The sequence below is a fragment of the Rhodopirellula sp. UBA1907 genome, from assembly GCF_002337565.1.
Lineage (GTDB): Bacteria > Planctomycetota > Planctomycetia > Pirellulales > Pirellulaceae > Rhodopirellula > Rhodopirellula europaea.
Window position 1 is genome coordinate 19,540 of the sequence record NZ_DDGH01000032.1, and the last position, 17,557, is coordinate 37,096.

Annotated in this window: 15 protein-coding genes; 11 read left to right on the top strand and 4 right to left on the bottom strand. The window is 55.6% G+C overall.

Annotated features, from left to right (window positions below; all coding sequences use genetic code 11):
* Positions 1-25 precede the first annotated feature (25 nt).
* Together B2R17_RS07050 and lexA are read left to right on the top strand one after the other, a co-directional pair.
* Positions 26-799, top strand: a complete 774-nt coding sequence (locus tag B2R17_RS07050; protein ID WP_286763406.1) for an undecaprenyl-diphosphate phosphatase — start codon at positions 26-28, stop codon at positions 797-799.
* Between the two features lie 380 nt (positions 800-1,179).
* Positions 1,180-1,782, top strand: a complete 603-nt coding sequence (gene lexA / locus B2R17_RS07055) for a transcriptional repressor LexA (protein ID WP_236615546.1) — start codon at positions 1,180-1,182, stop codon at positions 1,780-1,782.
* A gap of 89 nt (positions 1,783-1,871) precedes the next feature.
* Here lexA and B2R17_RS07060 read toward each other — a convergent pair whose 3' ends face one another.
* The gene (locus tag B2R17_RS07060; protein ID WP_286763407.1) at positions 1,872-3,176 is read right to left on the bottom strand and encodes a S26 family signal peptidase; all 1,305 of its coding nucleotides are present in this window, start codon (positions 3,174-3,176) and stop codon (positions 1,872-1,874) included.
* A 110-nt stretch (positions 3,177-3,286) separates the two neighbouring features.
* Between B2R17_RS07060 and B2R17_RS07065 the strand changes: the two genes are divergently transcribed.
* The 5 genes from B2R17_RS07065 (at position 3,287) to B2R17_RS07085 (ending at position 6,842) form a co-directional block, all read left to right on the top strand.
* The gene (locus tag B2R17_RS07065) at positions 3,287-3,709 is read left to right on the top strand and encodes an ATP-binding protein (protein WP_008660364.1); all 423 of its coding nucleotides are present in this window, start codon (positions 3,287-3,289) and stop codon (positions 3,707-3,709) included.
* Between the two features lie 2 nt (positions 3,710-3,711).
* The gene (locus tag B2R17_RS07070; RefSeq protein WP_008664792.1) at positions 3,712-4,272 is read left to right on the top strand and encodes a flagellar basal body rod protein FlgB; all 561 of its coding nucleotides are present in this window, start codon (positions 3,712-3,714) and stop codon (positions 4,270-4,272) included.
* A 47-nt stretch (positions 4,273-4,319) separates the two neighbouring features.
* The gene (gene flgC, locus B2R17_RS07075; protein WP_037198901.1) at positions 4,320-4,739 is read left to right on the top strand and encodes a flagellar basal body rod protein FlgC; all 420 of its coding nucleotides are present in this window, start codon (positions 4,320-4,322) and stop codon (positions 4,737-4,739) included.
* 68 nt (positions 4,740-4,807) lie between these two features.
* Positions 4,808-5,194 (top strand): flagellar hook-basal body complex protein FliE, encoded by a 387-nt coding sequence (gene fliE / locus B2R17_RS07080; RefSeq protein ID WP_008664790.1) that lies wholly within the window; start codon positions 4,808-4,810, stop codon positions 5,192-5,194.
* 10 nt (positions 5,195-5,204) lie between these two features.
* The gene (locus tag B2R17_RS07085; RefSeq protein ID WP_008664788.1) at positions 5,205-6,842 is read left to right on the top strand and encodes a flagellar M-ring protein FliF C-terminal domain-containing protein; all 1,638 of its coding nucleotides are present in this window, start codon (positions 5,205-5,207) and stop codon (positions 6,840-6,842) included.
* Positions 6,843-6,866: 24 nt separating this feature from the next.
* Here B2R17_RS07085 and B2R17_RS07090 read toward each other — a convergent pair whose 3' ends face one another.
* The gene (locus B2R17_RS07090; protein ID WP_286763409.1) at positions 6,867-7,634 is read right to left on the bottom strand and encodes a hypothetical protein; all 768 of its coding nucleotides are present in this window, start codon (positions 7,632-7,634) and stop codon (positions 6,867-6,869) included.
* A gap of 251 nt (positions 7,635-7,885) precedes the next feature.
* Here B2R17_RS07090 and B2R17_RS07095 point away from each other — a divergent pair, with 251 nt between their 5' ends.
* Together B2R17_RS07095 and B2R17_RS07100 are read left to right on the top strand one after the other, a co-directional pair.
* On the top strand, positions 7,886-8,398 hold the full coding sequence (locus B2R17_RS07095) for an SET domain-containing protein (RefSeq protein WP_007327407.1): 513 nt from the start codon (positions 7,886-7,888) through the stop codon (positions 8,396-8,398).
* A 140-nt stretch (positions 8,399-8,538) separates the two neighbouring features.
* Entirely contained in the window at positions 8,539-9,684 is a 1,146-nt protein-coding gene (locus B2R17_RS07100) for a cysteine desulfurase family protein (protein ID WP_286763410.1), read from the top strand.
* Between the two features lie 159 nt (positions 9,685-9,843).
* Here the strand turns inward: B2R17_RS07100 and B2R17_RS07105 are convergent, their stop codons facing one another.
* On the bottom strand, positions 9,844-12,183 hold the full coding sequence (locus B2R17_RS07105; protein WP_008664783.1) for a hypothetical protein: 2,340 nt from the start codon (positions 12,181-12,183) through the stop codon (positions 9,844-9,846).
* 520 nt (positions 12,184-12,703) lie between these two features.
* Here B2R17_RS07105 and B2R17_RS07110 point away from each other — a divergent pair.
* Positions 12,704-14,548 carry a response regulator gene (locus B2R17_RS07110; protein ID WP_286763411.1) on the top strand — a complete coding sequence of 615 codons (1,845 nt, stop codon included), beginning with the start codon at positions 12,704-12,706 and terminating at the stop codon, positions 14,546-14,548.
* Between the two features lie 155 nt (positions 14,549-14,703).
* Here B2R17_RS07110 and B2R17_RS07115 read toward each other — a convergent pair whose 3' ends face one another.
* The gene (locus B2R17_RS07115; protein ID WP_008663958.1) at positions 14,704-16,485 is read right to left on the bottom strand and encodes an NADPH-dependent assimilatory sulfite reductase hemoprotein subunit; all 1,782 of its coding nucleotides are present in this window, start codon (positions 16,483-16,485) and stop codon (positions 14,704-14,706) included.
* A gap of 130 nt (positions 16,486-16,615) precedes the next feature.
* Here B2R17_RS07115 and folD point away from each other — a divergent pair, with 130 nt between their 5' ends.
* On the top strand, positions 16,616-17,518 hold the full coding sequence (folD, locus tag B2R17_RS07120; protein WP_286763412.1) for a bifunctional methylenetetrahydrofolate dehydrogenase/methenyltetrahydrofolate cyclohydrolase FolD: 903 nt from the start codon (positions 16,616-16,618) through the stop codon (positions 17,516-17,518).
* Positions 17,519-17,557: the final 39 nt, after the last annotated feature.

Consider the following 17,557-nt stretch of genomic DNA (forward strand, 5'->3'; position numbering starts at 1 on the left):
CACACTTTAGTCGAGACCTCGAATCGTGCAGGAACTCATTCGCGTCGTCATTTTGGCAATCGTGCAAGGGATCGCTGAGTTCCTTCCCATCAGCTCGTCGGGCCATTTGGTGATCCTCGGATCGATGCTGGGCGAACTTGGCGAATCAGTCACGCTGGAAATCATCCTTCATGCCGGAACCCTGGGCTCGATCCTTGTTGTCTTTTGGCAGCGGATTTGGGCGTTGTTGTTGAAGGACCGTCGCGTCATCGGGTTGTTGGTGATTGGGACGCTTCCGGCGGTCGTGATTGGGCTGACGATCAAAACCCAGTTTCCCGAAATTTTGCGCAGCCCGCTCCTCGCCGGAGCGATGCTGATTGTGACCGGTGCGATGCTGATCGTCCTCGGGCGACTCACCCCCAAATCGGGAACCTACGATCGCCTGGGCTTCGGCGCTGCGTTCCTCGTCGGCTGTTTCCAAGCATTCGCCATCTTGCCGGGAATCAGCCGCAGCGGATCGACGATCCTGGGTGGCCGACTGATGGGACTGGATCGCGACGATTCAGTCACCTTCTCGTTTTTGCTCGCAATTCCCGCGATTCTGGGGGCGACCGTGTTGGCAATGAAAGACCTGCTTGAGGACGGTCCTTCGGGCGAAACTTCCATCGAAGTCCTGTTGATCGGAGCCGCGGTTGCCTTCGTCGTCGGAATCGCCGCATTGAAGTGGCTGATACGGTGGAGCCGCGAAGATCGCCTTCATTGGTTCGCGTACTGGTGCATTCCCGCCGGGCTGCTGGTGGTCATCCTCAACCTCAGGTAGTTGCAAAGTGCGCCCGGGGGGCAAAGACTTAGCGAGCACGAGGATAAAAAAAGCTATCAAACAGCAACATTGCCAGTTCAGTTTTGGCTATGTTTCTTCATGTCGCTTTGATGACGCGCCGCATTCGTTGCCTTCCTTCACCACCTGCAGCTTTCGGATTGAAACGCTGAGAACCGCCCTACTGGGTGGCTATGCCAAAATTCTAACCCGAATCATTTGCGTACTCGCGCAATTTGTTACAGAGTTAGAGTGTCACAGTCGATGTGAAAATCAGCGAGAAATCCAACGTCATCAAAGTGATTCACATGCTAGGCTTGACTCATAGTGATCGGATCACTTCCTTGCCCCCTCCGCCCACCTCACTTCCCTCCACGAAACCAATGGCCAAAGCTCAACTGACCGAGAGACAAAGAGAAGTCTATGAGCTTGTCCGGTCTTTGATTCGAGAACGCGGCTACGGACCGACGGTTCGTGAGATTGGCGAGCACTTCGGCATACGTAGTCCAAATGGTGTCATGTGCCATCTACGGGCTCTGGAACGCAAAGGACTGATCACTCGGAAAGCCAACAAGTCACGTGCGATTGAGCTGACGGGCGAGGATGCTCGCTCACCCACAGGATTGCCTTTGGCGGGAATCGTTCGCAGCCAGCCCACAGACATTGACGTGAACGCGACGGACGTGGTTGATTTAGGCAAGATTCTCGCCGATGGTGACCGGTTCGTCGTTCAATTATCGGGCGATTCACTGGCTAGCCGCGGAATCCACGATGGCGACTACATCGTCATCAACAAACAGGACAACGTCCAAGCTGGACAACTCGCTGCGATTGAAACCTCACCAGGCAACATCTCTTTGAGATACTGGTACCCAACCAATGGCCACGTTGAACTGCGAAACGGTGACCGCAATTCGCCACCCGTCACGGTCCTGAATCCCAAAGTGGTCGGCGTCGCGGTCGCTACCGTTCGCACCGCACTCTAGACCGCGGCTCGAACGAGATTCAATCAAGTCGTCGCATCACCGGCGCGGCCAAACCCTGGCCAACAAAGAATGGCGATCCACCGCAAAAATCAGTCGTTCAATTTGGTTGTCACGCTGCGATCATTCGGCTGGCATATCCCAACGATCTGATCGGTTTGTACGGGCCCCCATGTTCGGCTGTCCACTGACACCGGAACGTTGTCGCCTGCCGCGAACCACTCATCGGCCTGCAATTCCCAACATGATTGAGCAGGTGCACGCCAAGCAATCGAACGCCAAAGCTGTAGGCGTTGTGCGTTCATCACTGCTCGTGGGTTCAGTCCAATCGCGATGGGTGATGTCGGCGACAAAGCTGGCATTGCTTCGGTCGCCACATCAGCCTCCGTGATGGTCTCGCCTTCACAAAAATCCTGCGGGGTGAACTCGATGGTGACACCACCTTCATCGGATTGGTCAGGAACCGAACTGGAAACAACCCGGATTCCGGATTCCGTCCAAACCATCGCATGAACAAGGTTGTCCGCTTGCGCGACTTCAGCATCTGCACCGTCTCGAGGTTGAATGACAAAGGTGAGACCGATCTCATCGACCGGATTCAGCCTCCGATTCAGCCCTAGGTTGGCGGGGCAATCATCCAGCACTCGGCTGACAACGTTGCCTCGATAGACGTTGCGATGTTCATAGACGAGCCAAGCGATTCCGCGGTCGGGGTCAGCGTTGCCATCCGCGCCAGACCAAATTCCGCGCTGATTCCGCCGCCAAGTGCCACTGGGACTGCTCCATCGGCTCGCGATCTCTCCCAACCGGTTGTCATCCAGATCGATTGGCAAGCGAGGCGAATCTGAAATCGCGATTGCATCCCCATCGACGAGCATTCGCCCATCGCTATCGGCGGTAACGATTTGTCCCGGGCCGGCAAGAAGCCTCTTGATATGCATGCTTCCTTCACGCTTCACCACAACCAGCGGCTTCTCACCTTTGTCCAACCGAGATTGGATCTGGCGAGTCGGCGTTGCCACAACGGTGACAACGTCAGGATTGATTCGCGTGAGCGAGCTGGCGGATTCTAGATCGACCAATGTTCCGCAATGCCAGCATCTTGGTGCGGAGCGAGCGGGCATTCCCGAAGTCGCCATTCGTGACTGGATCGACCGCCGGTGTTCGGCATCCACTCGAATGCGCACCTCACACGCGTTGCATGAAAACTGAACCGAGGGTCCCCACAGGGTCGGCGCCATCGACGGACCAGCCACCTGATACGAGGCGTATGTTTCACGCCGGGTTTCACACCCTGCGACGCTCATCGCCAAACATCCTGCCCCCGTCAGCCACCGACGGCGAGAAATTCGCGAAGCGATGACAGCCGGATCATTGGGCTGAAATGAAATGGACATGAAAACCGAGCACCGGAAAAGATTGACCTTGCGATGAACGTCTCCCGAAAGCTAACAGCAAACGGGAACGCACGGACGCGTCCAAAAATGAACGTCATCGGGAACCTATCATGTCACATCATTTCATCGGCCAGGACAACGATCCACCTTTAGCCATTTTGGTGGAAACGCTCGCATCGCCCATGCTGATCGCTCATCCGGCACCCGTTTGCCTGGAAGTGGACATGGACGACGCACTTCGACTGCCCGTCGACCAAGCGTCATTCTGCCAACTGTTGGAAAGCCTGATCCGCCAGGCCCTGATCGAAATGCCCGAAGGCGGCGAGCTGACGATCACCGGATGCCAAACCAACACCGGCATCGAAATCGAAATTGCCGACACCGGTGCTGAGGTGGAGCAACGAGCTTGCAAGCTACCCATGATCGCCGCCGCCCTGTCGGCTGAATTGAACTGGCAGGACTGCCCCCAAGGCGGCAGCGCCGTGACCGTCAAATTCCCACATTACCAAGCCGCTAAACGCCGGGCCGCTTGAAAATGTTCAATCCAGTCGCTTCGACGACCATCGGTGCACTCGAACAGACGTTGGCGTTCACAGAACGACGCCACGAGCTGTTGGCTGGCAACATTGCCAACCTGAGCACGCCTGATTACCGAAGTCGCGATCTGGACCAAGGACAATTTCAAACCGCGTTGGCAGAGTCGATTCGCGACCGAGGAAAGGGACCATCACCTGCACCCGAGATCGCTCAACCTGATTTGAGCCAAGGCCACATTCCTTCGTGGGTTCACGATCCATTTGGCACCGCCATCCGAGGCGGCACTGTCGGGATGCCCAATCCGTCCAGCGACCAAATGAGCCCCGAACAATTGTCGGCTCTCACCCCATCGCACACCGCCGAATCGATCACGCGTGACGATCAGTTCAGTGGACCGCGAGCCGCAATGGAACAGGTCGTCTTCCACGACAACAGCGACGTTTCGCTGGAACAACAAGTCACCGAAATTGCCAAGAACCAACACCTGCACGACCTCGCCGTGACAACGCTCCGCAGCCAGTTTGAACTATTGCGTGCCGCGATCACCGAGCGTGCCTGATACGCCTTCCGTTTTCGATTCATTTTCCTCTTTGCTTGGAGATCGCCATGATCAGTGCACTCGATATCAGCACCTCCGCTTTGGTCGCTCAACGCACGCGACTCAATGCAATCTCGGGCAACATCGCGAACATTTCCTCGCTCGTCGACGAGAACGGAAACCCAAGTCCCTACCAAGCACGACAAGTCGTCTTTCAAACCGACGAAACCGCCAGCCCCGGTGAAGCCGCTGGCGTGAAAGTTTCGGAAGTAATGCTGGACGAATCCGAACCGCTCTATCGCTATCAACCCGATCACCCGTTGGCCATCAACGAAGGCAAGTGGGAAGGCTATGTCGCTTACCCCAACATCGACCTGACAACCCAAATGGTCGACGCCTTGGAAAGCACGCGTGCCTACGAAGCCAACGTCGGTGTCATTGAGATCAGCAAAGGAATGAGTCGACAACGACTCGCCATTTTGGCCTGATTGCTTCTGCTTAAGACGAATCGCTCGCGAAACGTTTGCCCGTCCTCTCTGCATCGCCTCCCAACTCCATGCGTCCCGTTGCCTCCTTCCGTCCGCCGCCAACGTTCAGTGCGTTGCAGGGCGGTGCGTCGTCACAGGCGACCAAGACAGCGGGCGTTGATCAACGAGGAACGAATCAAGCGTTCTCGCTACTCGACCCAAAATCGACCGAGTCCACTTCGACTGATTCTTCGTTCGGTGAGATGGGGAATCTGTTGATGAACCAGGTCAAGGGCGTTAACTCAATGCAGAACCAAGCCGACTCCATGGTTCACTCCATGTTGACCGGTGGCGATGTCAACGAAGCCGAAGTCCTCACCTCGGTCCAAAAAGCCGACTTGGCATTCCGGATGCTGATGCAAATTCGCAACAAGCTGATGGACGCCTACAGAGAAATCCAACAAGTTCAGATCTAGCTAAACTTCTATGCTTCAAACCGCTCTCGATCAATTTCGAAGCATCTATTCCACGATGCCCGTTCCTTCGCGAATTATCGCGGGGTTGTTGCTGACCGCCATCATCGTGGCAATGGGTTTCTTGGTGCGTGGCAACTCGACGCCATCGTCGGAGTACTTGCTGGGCGGTCGCAGCTTTAGCGAACGAGACCTGGACGCGGCCGAGGTCGCATTTGGAAACGCGGACCTTCGCGGATGGACTCGAGAAGGTCGCCGCATCAAGATTCCAATCGAATCACGAAGCGATTTCTTGAAGGCCCTGGAAAGCTCTTCCTCGCTGCCTCTGTCCTTGCGCACCAGCGTCCAAGCCGCAATCGAACAGTCCAGTCCGTTTGAATCGAACGAACAACGCATGGCTCGGGAGCGAAATGCCAAACTGCTTGACATCGCTCGCAGCATCATGATGTTTCCTGACGTTCGTACTGCGAGAGTGGAATACGACCAAGGCGAACGCATGGGCCTTTCACGCACCCGCCCGCAATCGGCAAGCGTCACCGTCGAACCCGAAGGCATCGCCCCTTTGTCACGCGATCGCATCTCTCAAATCAAAAACCTCGTTCGAGCAGCCTTTGCGGGCATGTCGACGGACGATGTCGTTGTGACTGATACCAATGGTTCCTCGTCATTCAGTTTGGCAGAAGACGAAGACCCTCTTTCTCGGAAGCGCCGCGAAGAAGAAGAGCGATTCGAGATGAAGATCCGCAATCACTTGATGGGTTACGGAAAGATTCACGTGGCGACCCACGTCGAAATCGATCCAACGATGAGCACCGAGACAGCGAGTTTGAGCTACGCCGACCAACCAACCACGCTGAACGAAACATCTCGCAAACGGGAAACCGAATCATCGCGACCAGCGCCCGGCGGAGTACCCGGCGCCCAAACGAACGCACTCAGCAGTAACCGTCCGGTCAAATTGGACGCGTCCGCCCAAACATCCAAGACCAAAGAAGACGAACGGACCAGCAATCGAGTCGCCGGCCAGGAATACTCAACGACTCGCATGGCTGGGCTGCCTGTCAAACGAGTGAAGGTCTCGATCGGACTGCCAAGAAGCTACTACAAAAAGGTCTGGACCAAACAGCAGCTTGAGACGAATCCCGATCAAACCGTGGATGACATCAAGCAGATGGAGACGGCCGATCTCGTCACGCTCAAAGAACAAACCGAAACTGAAATCCAACAAGCCGTCACCGCTCTTCTCCCCGATGTGGCGGCTGGCGAAGATCGATTCCCATTGGTTCAAGTCTGGGACTACATCGATTTGCCCGAACCCGAAATGGATTCACCCGCGACCGCCGCAATTGCTCTGTCCTGGTTGTCGGACTCGTGGCAGACCTTGGCGATGCTCGGCTTGGCTGCCGCGGCGCTCTTGATCGCTCGAAGCAGCGTCAAATCGCTGAGCGGCAACGCTGATCCGACCGACTTCAAAGAAGGGTTTGGATTGGAACTTCCATCACCGCCGATCGCGGTGGAAGAGCAAACCGAGAAAGTCGAGGCAATGGAGATCACCGGTGGTTCACTACAAGATGAACTGGTTGCCTTGGTCGAAGACAACCCAGAAGTCGCCGCCAACGTGATTCGCAGCTGGGTCGGCGAAGCTGCCTAGACCTTGTTTGAACCCAGATTCAAATCAGTGTCCGCAGGAAGCACAGCCTGATTGGCATCCGCCCGCCGCTGGGGAAGCGGTCCCGCAGTTGCCCGACTGGCAGCCACCTGTTTGACATCCCAAGCAATCACAAGTTCCCAAAACGTGTGGGCTCTTGTTGCGGCAACGGTTGCGAGTTTCTTCTGCATACCCAGCCCAAATCCCTGCGTAGGAAGGTCGGCTGCGGAAGTATTCCAACATCGAGCTTGGTGGTGGCAACGCTGGTGCGCGGTGAGGGCGGCACTCGCTCAGCCCAACATTGCAACCAGCTTGGCAACCTTCGACGATCTCGCCGCAGGTGTTACACCCCTTCGATCCCAAACCTTTGAGCTTGCCTTTCAAGCCGCTTGTCTTGCACGCTTGGCAAGAAGGATCGACCAACTCGCCACATGTGTTGCAGCCGCTACCGAGTCGCTTGGCCCATTTGAACTTTGGACCGCATGATTTGCAGCCTGGGTTCTGACAAGGACCAGCGGAATCGCAACCACCGCAATCGATCGTTCCCGGCGTCACCACATAAGGATTCACTGTCGCGACGGGCTGATGAGGAAACGCGGTCGCCGGTGCGGGCATGTGTTGGACCTGAGCAGGTTGCTCCGACGCATGATTGAGCACCAACGATTCTTCTGCAGCGTGCTCCGCCGAAGCAGCTTCCGTCCAGCTCCCCAACAGCGAATCCAAGTCCGCGTGAACATTGGTGGTGACCAAAGAGAAGGTCATCACACAAAAGAAAGTGAAGAGCGAACGTGACATGGAAGATCCCTTGGAACTGGAAACCAATCAAATTGGATGGCTTCGGTTTGATCGACGCTTCCCCCGCTGCACATCGAACGTTTTTTTCGATCACGCGCAGCCCTCACATTCGTTTCAAACCGATTAGGATCGGCACTCCCAAGATCGGGCGCGAAATTTCGCCCGTTTGCTCGTTGACGGTCCGCTTCGGTTTCGCAAAGCTTGGTAAAATCCGTCCATGGTCTCCATCTCATCTTTCTTCATAAAACCGAATGACCGCACTGGATAAACAACGTCGCAAAAAGCTCCAAGCTGTTGTGGACAAGGACTATTCCTACCGTTCGTATTACGACGACGACATCGAAGTCAAAAGCACCGGGCGATGCGGCTTTGGCGTATACGCTGCCCGGCAGTTCCAACCCGGTGAGTTGGTGTTCGAAGTCACCGGCCAACTGATCAACAAAAAACACTACGAAGGTAGTGAATACGTCATGGACCTGGACGAAGACTGGTACCTCGAACCCAGTACTCCAGGCGCTTTCATGAACCATTCGTGCAGCCCCAACTGCGAATTGGTCCAACTGACCGAGTTCTCACTGGGTGTTGTCGCGATCTGCAACATCGAAGCCGAGACCGAAATCTCGTTCGACTATGCGTGGGAAGCTTTTGACTGGAATCCCAAATGCCAGTGCGGTGCTCGCAACTGTCGCGGATGGGTCGTCTCCGAAGACGAGGTCAAGAAGATGAAGCGTTTGGCCAAAGGACGCAAGAAAAAGCCTCGTTGAGCTGAGCCATGGTGGAACAACCGCCCGCAGCGTTTCCGACCCGCGGTGAGAATCGCTGCGTTGGCGGCTAGATTCACAGGGCAAAGGGGTTAATCTGGGGAACCCGCTTCTCTTGCTTTGCCACCTTAGTCTCACTCGCCGTGTCGCTGATTTACCTCGATTTCAATCGCACAACACCGATGGCTCCTTCGGTGATCGAGGCAATGCAGCCGTATTGGTCGACGCACTTCATGCTGCCGACACAATCCCATGTTCACGCATCGGCGGTCAGCGAAGCAATCGAAGGGGCTCGCGAATCAGTCGCCTTTCTCATCGGATGTGAACCCTTCGAACTGGTTTTCACCAGCGGGGGAACAGAGGCCAACAACCTTGGCATTCTCGGAGCGGCTGAATTCGACAACACAATGGATCCGCTAGACGGGCCTCCCCATGTGTTGATCAGCAACATTGAACACGACGCGGTCATGCAGGCCGGTTTGCAGCTTGGGCGTCTCGGTTGGGATGTCGAACTCGTCCCGTGCGATGCCGATGGATTGGTCAGCGCAGACGAGTTTGAAAAACGTTTTCGCGAATCGACACAAATGGTCTGCCTTCAATTGGCCAACCACGTGCTCGGCACCCTTCAACCCGTTCGAGAACTGGCGGATCGATGCCACAACCGAGGCATCCGTCTTCACTGCGACGCGACCACATCAGTCGGAAAAATTCCCGTCGATGTCACTCAGCTTCGCGTTGATTCTCTGGCGTTGAGCGCTCACAAGATGTACGGCCCCAAAGGCAACGGAGCACTCTTTGTTCGCCGCGGGTTGGAACTCAAACCCATCTTGTTCGGCGAGAGTCGCGAAATGGGCTTGAGAGCAGGCAGCGAAAACGTGCCCGGCATTGTCGGATTTGGTTCAGCCGCTTCCATGGCGGGACGATGTGTCGACGAAGCCTACGAGACGCTCGCGGAACTGCGTCAGCGATTGATTGACGGCTTGCGAAGCAACCTCGGCGAACAGGTCATTATCCACGCCGAACATGTCGACGGTTTGCCCAACACGGTCACCGTGCAAATGCCCGCGGAAGCCAAACGCATTCAAAAGGCAGCACGTCACTTGGTCGTTGGCTTGGCCCAATCTGAATCTCCACCCGATGAGATGACTCGTGTGCTTCGAGCGATTGGCTGCAACGAAAAAGAGATCGGTCGCGCGATTCGCGTTTCGGTCGGCTGGACGACCAGCCGAGAACAAATCGACCGGGCCGTGAATCTGCTGGCGGAAGCCGCGGACTACCCGTCGCCGTAACCAACCGGCCATCCACTCTGGTGCATCGCCGGACGAGGCAGCCCGGCGCGGGTTCTGATTCAACAAAAAAACGGCCCGCATTCGAAAAGAACGCGAGCCGTTTGTGATTTCAGAATTCACCGGATGGTGAACCACCATCCGGCGAACAATCGTTAGCAATTACTGACCACAGTTGGTGCAACCAGCACCAGTTTGCATGACAGGTGCTGCAGGAGCAGCTTGCATGACAGGTGCAGCTTCGTAGCTGACAGGAGCAGCCGAACCGCAGTCCGTGCAACCAGCACCGGTCGAAACGCCTGCAGCGGACGAGCCGTAGACAGGAACTTGAACAGTGGTTGGAACTTGCTTGCAGACCTGAACTTGAACGGCCTTCATTGTTTGCACAGGAACGCAAACGCTGTAGGTTTCTGGCACTTCTTCGGTGACAGTGTCATAGACAGTCACGTTGTAAGTACGAGTACGAGTTTCAGGAGTGTTCACGGTGTAAGCAACTTCGCGAGTGCGTTGTTGCGTTTCCATGCGGGTCTTGTTGACCGTACGGGTACGTTCTTCGGTCGTCATGGTCGTTTGAGGAACCATGCGAGTGCGAGTTTCCATGCGAGTCTTGGTCACAGGAATCGAACGAGTACGAGTTTCCAAACGAGTCTTCGTCACTGGAATCGACTTGGTGCGAGTTTCAGTGCGATAGTTCGTCACGGTGTACTCACGAGTACGCTCTTCTTGACGGCACTTTTGAACAGTGATCGTACGAGTGCGTTCTTCGGTCGTCATCGTGGTGTAAGGAACCGTACGAGTACGGGTTTCCAGACGAGTCTTGGTGACAGGAACCGTACGAGTACGAGTTTCGGTCTTCATCGTCGTCACAGGAATTTCGCGGGTGCGAGTTTCCAAACGAGTCTTTTGAACAGGCACTTCGCGAGTTTTCGTTTCGGTGCGGTACTTGGTGACGGTGTAGTCACGAGTACGTTGTTCTTGACGGCATTTTTGAACCTGAACGGTACGAGTACGCGTTTCGGTTTGATACTTGGTCACGTTGACCATACGCTCACGAGTTTCGGTGCGAACCTTGGTAACAGGAACGGTACGAGTTTGCGTTTGCGTGGTGTACGAAGTCGTCGTGTAGGTGTAAGGAACCTGTTGAGTTTGACGTTGGTACGAGGTGGTTGGAACTTGTTCCGTCACCAAGTTAGGAACGTAAACTTGACGATACGAGACGGTTTGTCCGCATGCCGATCCAGCCGAAGCAGCACCGCCACCGACAACTCCACCACATCCGCCGCCACAAGCCGACGAACCACAGCTGCTGGTGCAAGCTGAGCAAGAGCCGCAGCTGCTTGCACATCCGCCACCACAAGCCGACGAACCACAACCTGAACCAGCTGCGTAGACGCCTGCGCCGCTACCGTAGGAAGCTGCACCGCCGGAAACGACGGCTTGGCACTGGTAGCTGCCCATGTCTTTCGTGACGGTACGCATGGTGGTCACGGGGACGCACTTGGTAACGGTACGATAAGCAGTCTTGGTTTCTTGAACAGGAACGCGAACGGTGTAGGTTTGCTCGACGTTCTCGGTGTAAGGCACGTTGACCGTGTAGGTCTGAGCAACTTGCTCAGTCACAGGAACGCTAACCGTGTAAGGCTGCTCAACGGTTTCGGTGTAAGGAACGTTGACCGTGTAGGTCTGCGTTTTGGTTTCGGTGTAAGGAACTTGAACCGAGTAAGTTTGAGTCAAAGTTTCGGTGTAAGGAACGCAAACTTGGTAAGTCTGAGTTTGCGTGCTCGTGACAGGAACTTGAACTGTGTAGCTTTGCTCGACGTCCTCGGTGTAAGGAACCGACACTTGGTAGGTTTCTTCACGAGTTTGCTGAACAGGAACTTGAACCGTGTAGGTTTGTTCTTGTTGCTCGGTGTAAGGAACGTTGACGGTGTAGGTTTGCGTCTTGGTCTCTGTGTAAGGGACCTGAACCGTGTAGCTTTGCTCAAGCTGCTCGGTGTATGGAACGCAAACTTGGTACGACTGTTCCACGTTTTCGGTGTAAGGAACCGACACTTGGTAAGACTGTTCGACTTCGGTCGTGACAGGAACTTGAACCGAGTAGGTTTCTTCTTCGGTGTATGGAACCGCGACTTGAACGTCGTAGGTTTCAGTACGAGTTTGAGTTTGCGGCACGTTGACCGTGTACTCTTGTTCGCGTGTTTCAACACGAGCAACTTGCTTGGTTACGCTACGCATGCGAGTTTGCGTTTGGCGTTGGTAAGTGGTGGTTGGCACCATTTGAGTCTCAGTGACGTACTGAGAACGCATTACCGTTTGCGTTTGATAGGAAACGGTTGGGCCACATGCACCCCCATAACTCGCGCCGGCAACGCCGCCGCCCATGACCGTGGCACCACCACCATCGGAGACACAACCGTCGCCGCTAGCGCATCCACCACAATCTCCGCATCCTGCGTAGACATTGACAGCGAACAACATCGCCGCTGTCAGTCCAAGAAACATCCGTAATACGTTCGTTCTCATCAAAAAACCTCCAAAACGCTCACAGCCAGTGAGGCAACAGAAGAAACACGGGTAAGCTTTAACGGCTGCGTACTCTGGGCGGACAACGCCCGTTCCCCAAAATGTAGGTACAAGGTTGGCAGTGTCAACAATGAGGCGATTCAATCAGCCCGATAAAGCTTAGTTTTTGTTCAGTCGTCCTAGAAAACCCAATCTCCCAGGATCGATGCAGTGAGAGTAAGCGTGAAACTGACATCAAACGCGCACCGCTTCGCAAAATTTCACAAAAGTCTTTTTCTGCGAAGCTCTGAGGTCGAACATCACCGACACGCGTATAAATCGCATTCAACCTGGATGATTGATTCATGCGTAGAATGAGACGCGGGAATGAAACCCACAGGAATTTTGCAAAAATTCCCTGGATGTGGTTCCCAAACCGGGCGTGAAAGACGACGTTACAGAAACACTGTTTGCACGACCCAGCCAACGGTCAAGATTGAAACGGGGGGAGGGAAGATCCATGCCAAAGGTCATCTGTGTCGGCGCCCCAAATTCGCCTCCGGATCGATCCTCGCTGCCAGAAGCGTTGCTGCAAGGCGACAGCTCGGCTGAGGGAACACAATCACCCGACATCGAATGGGTGTTTTGCGAGTCAATTGTGGACGCGTTCCCATTGCTCGAAGAAGAAGACGTGGCCGGCATCTGGATGAGCCGCACCAGTCTTCCGCAAACCTCCGAAATTCGCGGAATGATGCAAAGCGGGCTGATGCTCCGCGATATGCCCGAAGGTGTCGCGTTGCTTGACGCGGATCTTCGCGTGATCTGGGCGAACCATCGTCTGCTGCAGTGGGCGGGCCGTCCATCGGGAACGCCACTCGGAATGACGTTCTACGAATTGCTGCACAATCCCGAGATCATGGGACCGGATTTCTGCCCGTTCCATACCGCACTGGCGACCGGCGATGAAAGCAGCTCCACGCTTCACAGCATGGACAACCAATATTTCCAGGTTCACGCCGCACCGGTCCGCTCTGCCGAGTCGCCGCGAAACCTGATCGTCACCGTCGGCGAGATCACCGACGAGATCCTTCAGCAGCAAAAGCTGGCGGCAATCCACCAGGCCGGTCGCGAATTGGCGGATTTGCGTCCTAACGAGATCTTCATGATGGAGGTCGACGACCGGATCGATCTCTTGAAGGACAACATCCAGCACTACCTCAGTGACTTGCTCAATTTTGAAGTCATCGAGATTCGCGTGTTGGAACAAACCACCGGCGATCTCATTCCGCTGCTCAGCGTCGGCATCGACGAAGAAGCCTCGGACCGCCGACTATCCGCTCATCCACGTGAGAACGGTATCACTGGCTATGTCGCCGCCAGCGGCGTCAGCTACGTTTGTCACGACGTTCAGAACGACCCGCTGTTCATTCCCGGTGTCGCGGACGCTCGCAGTTCCCTAACGGTTCCTTTGGTCCTTCATGATCAGGTGCTCGGGACAATCAACGTCGAAAGCCCCGACGTTGCGGCGTTCAGTGACAGCGATCTGCAGTTCCTAGAAATTTTCGCCCGCGACATCGCCTTCGCACTCAACACGCTGGAACTGCTGGTGGCTCAAAAGGCCAACACCGCCCAGCAAAGCTGTGACGCGATTCACAGTGCGGTTGCCCTGCCAGTCGATGCGATTCTGAACGACGCCGTCCATGTGATGGAAGGCTACATCGGACACAGCCCCGAAGTGATGGACCGCCTTCGCCGGATCCTGCAGAACTCTCGAGACATCAAACGAACGATCCAGCAGATCGGTCAGAAAATGACTCCGTTGGAAGCCGTTCCCGCGGACGAAAAGCTGGATCAGAACGCGATTCTTCGTGGCCGTCGAATTTTGGTGGTCGATCACGACGAACAAGTTCGCGAAGACGCTCACCAGTTGCTTGAACGCTACGGATGTGTTGTTGAAACCGCCCATGAAGGCGACGAAGCAGTTTTGATGGTTCGCCGGAGCGCGGGCGACGACAGCTACGATGCGATCATCAGCGACATCAAACTGCCCGATTACAGCGGGTACCAATTGATGCTGCGATTGGAAAAAGTCATGGCTCATGTGCCAATGATTTTGATGACTGGGTTCGGATACGACCCAGGTCACTCCATCGTGAAAGCCAAGCAAAATGGCTTGCATCCTAAAGCGGTGCTCTTCAAACCATTCCGGCTGGATCAACTGATCGACGTTTTGAAAACGGTCATCGAGGCCAACCCGAATGTGCAGAATCCTCCGGGCTCGTCGCCGGACGACACTCCTCCCAACGATGAGGATCCCGATGCTGCACGGACCGCATCCGGCGGAACCAAGAACTCCATCTGCTGAGTCATCCGATGCGACTCGCGATCACTGCATCGCGGCATGATCGCAATCATCACCATCAATCAAAAAGTAAACGGCTTGGTGAATTCACCAAGCCGTTTGTCGTTTCAAGATTCGTTTGGTCGAGCGTGCTCTTTCAAAGCCCGCCCGTCATCGGATCAGGCGGGACGTGGAGCAGCTTCGGCCAATTCAGCCAATTTCTCCGCTCCCACGCGATCGCAGAACGTACCAAGCGATTCGCCTTCTTCGCGGTTGGCTTTGAACGCGGCGAAGATTCCCGTCAGTTCCGCGGTCACGTCTTCGTCTTTGACCTGATCTTTGTAGATGTAGGCCAATCGGTTGCCCAACCACCCGCCACCGGCGAACAGTGTGTACTTTCCGACCGCGCGACCGACCAGAGCCAAGTCCGCGTTGTAGGGACGAGCACAGCCATTGGGGCAGCCAGTCATTCGAATGGTGAATCGTTCGTTGCTGAGGCCCAACTTGGCCAAAGGCTCTTCGATCGAATCAATGATGCTTGGCAAACGACGCTCGGATTCGGTGATGGCCAAACCACAAGTTGGCAAAGCGACACACGCGATCGACCAACGACGAACCGTGCTGGTTTCTTCCGTGGTGCGAAGACCGTGTGACTTCAGGATCTCGATCAACTCTTCTTTCTCAGAAGGATCGATGTCGCAGAAGATCATGCTCTGATGGCTGGTCAAACGGATTTCGCGATTGAAACGAGCACAAACGGCTCGAATCGCTGCTTTCACTTGAACCTTCTCATTGTCGTACAAGCGGCCGTTTTCGATGTTCAGGCCGTAGGACAACTTGCCGTCGCCCTGTTCCTGCCAACCCATGTGGTCATCGAACTCGTGCACGTCGTCTTCCGTGCAATCGGCGAGGGGTCCGCCGAATACCTTCTCCACTTCGGCTCGGAATTTCTCGATGCCCCAATCCGCGATCAAGTACTTCAGGCGAGCCACTTTGCGGTCGCTCCGGTTGCCGTTGTCACGCTGGACGATGATGACCGCCTTGGCGACATCGATCGCCTGCTCCGGCGTCACGAATGCCATCCGTTTCGCGAGAGCGGGGAAGGTTTTCTTCGCACTTGGAGTGCGGCCCATGCCACCGCCGACCGAAACGTTGTAACCAATGATCTCTCCATCACGAATCACGGCCAAGAACCCGAGGTCCTGGGTGTAGATGTCGATGCAGTTGTCATCCGGCAGCGCGATGCCGACCTTGAACTTCCGCGGCAAATAGGTCGGTCCGTACAAGGGCTCATCGATGACCGGAGCACTAGATGCTTCTGGTTCACCACCGCCGGCCAACGTCTTTTCACCGGTGTCGGGATCGGTCAGCCAAAGCTCGTGGTAAGCCGGTGTCTGTGGCGCGAGAGCTTCGGTCAACTCGTCCGTGAATTCATTGAGCTGAGCATGAATGCCGCCGACTCGTTTCGCGGGGCAGCACATGATGTTTCGGTTCACGTCACCGCAGGCAGCCAGCGTCGACAGTTCGACCTCGTTGATCCTGCGAATCGTCTCGCGAAGATCACCTTTCAAAATGCCGTGCAATTGCAAGGTTTGACGTGTGGTGATTTTCAGCGTCGAATCGCCCAATTCATCGCACATGTCCAAATGAGCGACCAATTGATCCGAGCTCAAGCGTCCACCGGGGATCCGGCAACGGATCATCATCGAGTAAGCTTTGCCGCCGCCGGACTTCTTCAGTTCGGCTCGCTTGTCACGGTCGTCCTGTTGGTACGTGCCGTGGAATTTCAGCAGCTGAATGTTGGCATTGTCGAAATGATCAACTGGATCTGCCAGCTCGACATCGATCGAACCCTTTAGGAAACCGCTTTCTTGCTTGATCTTTTCGACCGGGCTGAGCTTGATCGGCTTCGCGGGCGCGTCGGTCGGTGCGGCATTCGTTTCGGAAGCGTCGGTAGACATCGAGTCAAAAATCCTGTGTGATTTGCGTCGGTCAAAGGACCGAAGGTTCGTGTTCGGCTCTTTATACCGACAATTCCAATTTTTCACCACGTCGACCTTTCGTCGACTTACGCCAAATCAAGGCCCCGGGATGCCCGCAACGCGACTGGATGGCAAGAAGATTGCCGCGGAAATTCGCAGCGAAGTCGCTGCTGACGTTGAAACGTTTGTTTCAGGCGGGAATCCCCCTCCCCAATTGGCGGCGGTTCTGGTCGGAGAAGACCCTGCCAGCCAGGTTTACGTACGAAACAAAGAACGAGCTTGTGCGAAAGCCGGAATCGCCAGCCGATTGGACCGGATGCCTGCGGCGACCACTCAAGCCGAATTGCTGGCCAAAGTGGCGGAACTGAACGCCGATCCAGCTGTCAGCGGCATTCTGGTCCAGCTGCCTTTGCCTTCCAAAGCCAACGGCGGCACAGGAATTGACGAACGAGCGGTCCTGGATGCGATTGATCCAATTAAAGATGTCGATGCGTTTTCGCCAGTCAACGTCGGGCTGCTCATGCAGGGCCGTCCGCGATTTTTGCCCTGCACACCACACGGCATCGTCCAGTTGCTGCATCGCACGGGCATCGAAACCAGCGGGAAACACGTCGTCGTGGTTGGTCGAAGCGACATCGTTGGCAAGCCGATGGCAATGATGCTGGCACAAAAGGACAGCACCTGTGGCCCCACCGTCGCCAACGCGACCGTGACGATTGCTCACAGCCGCACGTCCAACCTGACCGAAATTTGCCGGCAGGCTGACATCCTGATCGCAGCGGTTGGACGTCCTGAAATGATCACCGCGGACATGATCCAGCCCGGAGCCGTTGTCATCGACGTCGGTATCAATCGAGTCGAAGACAAATTGGTAGGGGACGTCGCGTTTGCCGAAGCGGAAGCGGTTGCTTCGGCGATCACACCCGTACCCGGTGGAGTCGGCCCGCTGACCATCGCAATGTTGCTGCACAACACACTGATGGCCGCCAAGATGCAAGCTGCGGGCAAGTAGACTGCGGCCGCTGGTTGCCGTCTAAGTCAACGCGTTGAC

What these genes read in the sequence shown, in the direction of transcription:
- B2R17_RS07090 (WP_286763409.1), bottom strand. Translation starts at nt 7,634, where the DNA reads ATGTCACGTTCGCTCTTCACTTTCTTTTGTGTGATGACCTTCTCTTTG.
- lexA (WP_236615546.1), top strand. Translation starts at nt 1,180, where the DNA reads ATGGCCAAAGCTCAACTGACCGAGAGACAAAGAGAAGTCTATGAGCTT.
- B2R17_RS07095 (WP_007327407.1), top strand. Translation starts at nt 7,886, where the DNA reads ATGACCGCACTGGATAAACAACGTCGCAAAAAGCTCCAAGCTGTTGTG.
- fliE (WP_008664790.1), top strand. Translation starts at nt 4,808, where the DNA reads ATGCGTCCCGTTGCCTCCTTCCGTCCGCCGCCAACGTTCAGTGCGTTG.
- B2R17_RS07115 (WP_008663958.1), bottom strand. Translation starts at nt 16,485, where the DNA reads ATGTCTACCGACGCTTCCGAAACGAATGCCGCACCGACCGACGCGCCC.
- folD (WP_286763412.1), top strand. Translation starts at nt 16,616, where the DNA reads ATGCCCGCAACGCGACTGGATGGCAAGAAGATTGCCGCGGAAATTCGC.
- B2R17_RS07110 (WP_286763411.1), top strand. Translation starts at nt 12,704, where the DNA reads ATGCCAAAGGTCATCTGTGTCGGCGCCCCAAATTCGCCTCCGGATCGA.
- B2R17_RS07065 (WP_008660364.1), top strand. Translation starts at nt 3,287, where the DNA reads ATGTCACATCATTTCATCGGCCAGGACAACGATCCACCTTTAGCCATT.
- flgC (WP_037198901.1), top strand. Translation starts at nt 4,320, where the DNA reads ATGATCAGTGCACTCGATATCAGCACCTCCGCTTTGGTCGCTCAACGC.
- B2R17_RS07060 (WP_286763407.1), bottom strand. Translation starts at nt 3,176, where the DNA reads ATGTCCATTTCATTTCAGCCCAATGATCCGGCTGTCATCGCTTCGCGA.
- B2R17_RS07085 (WP_008664788.1), top strand. Translation starts at nt 5,205, where the DNA reads ATGCTTCAAACCGCTCTCGATCAATTTCGAAGCATCTATTCCACGATG.
- B2R17_RS07105 (WP_008664783.1), bottom strand. Translation starts at nt 12,183, where the DNA reads ATGTTTCTTGGACTGACAGCGGCGATGTTGTTCGCTGTCAATGTCTAC.
- B2R17_RS07070 (WP_008664792.1), top strand. Translation starts at nt 3,712, where the DNA reads ATGTTCAATCCAGTCGCTTCGACGACCATCGGTGCACTCGAACAGACG.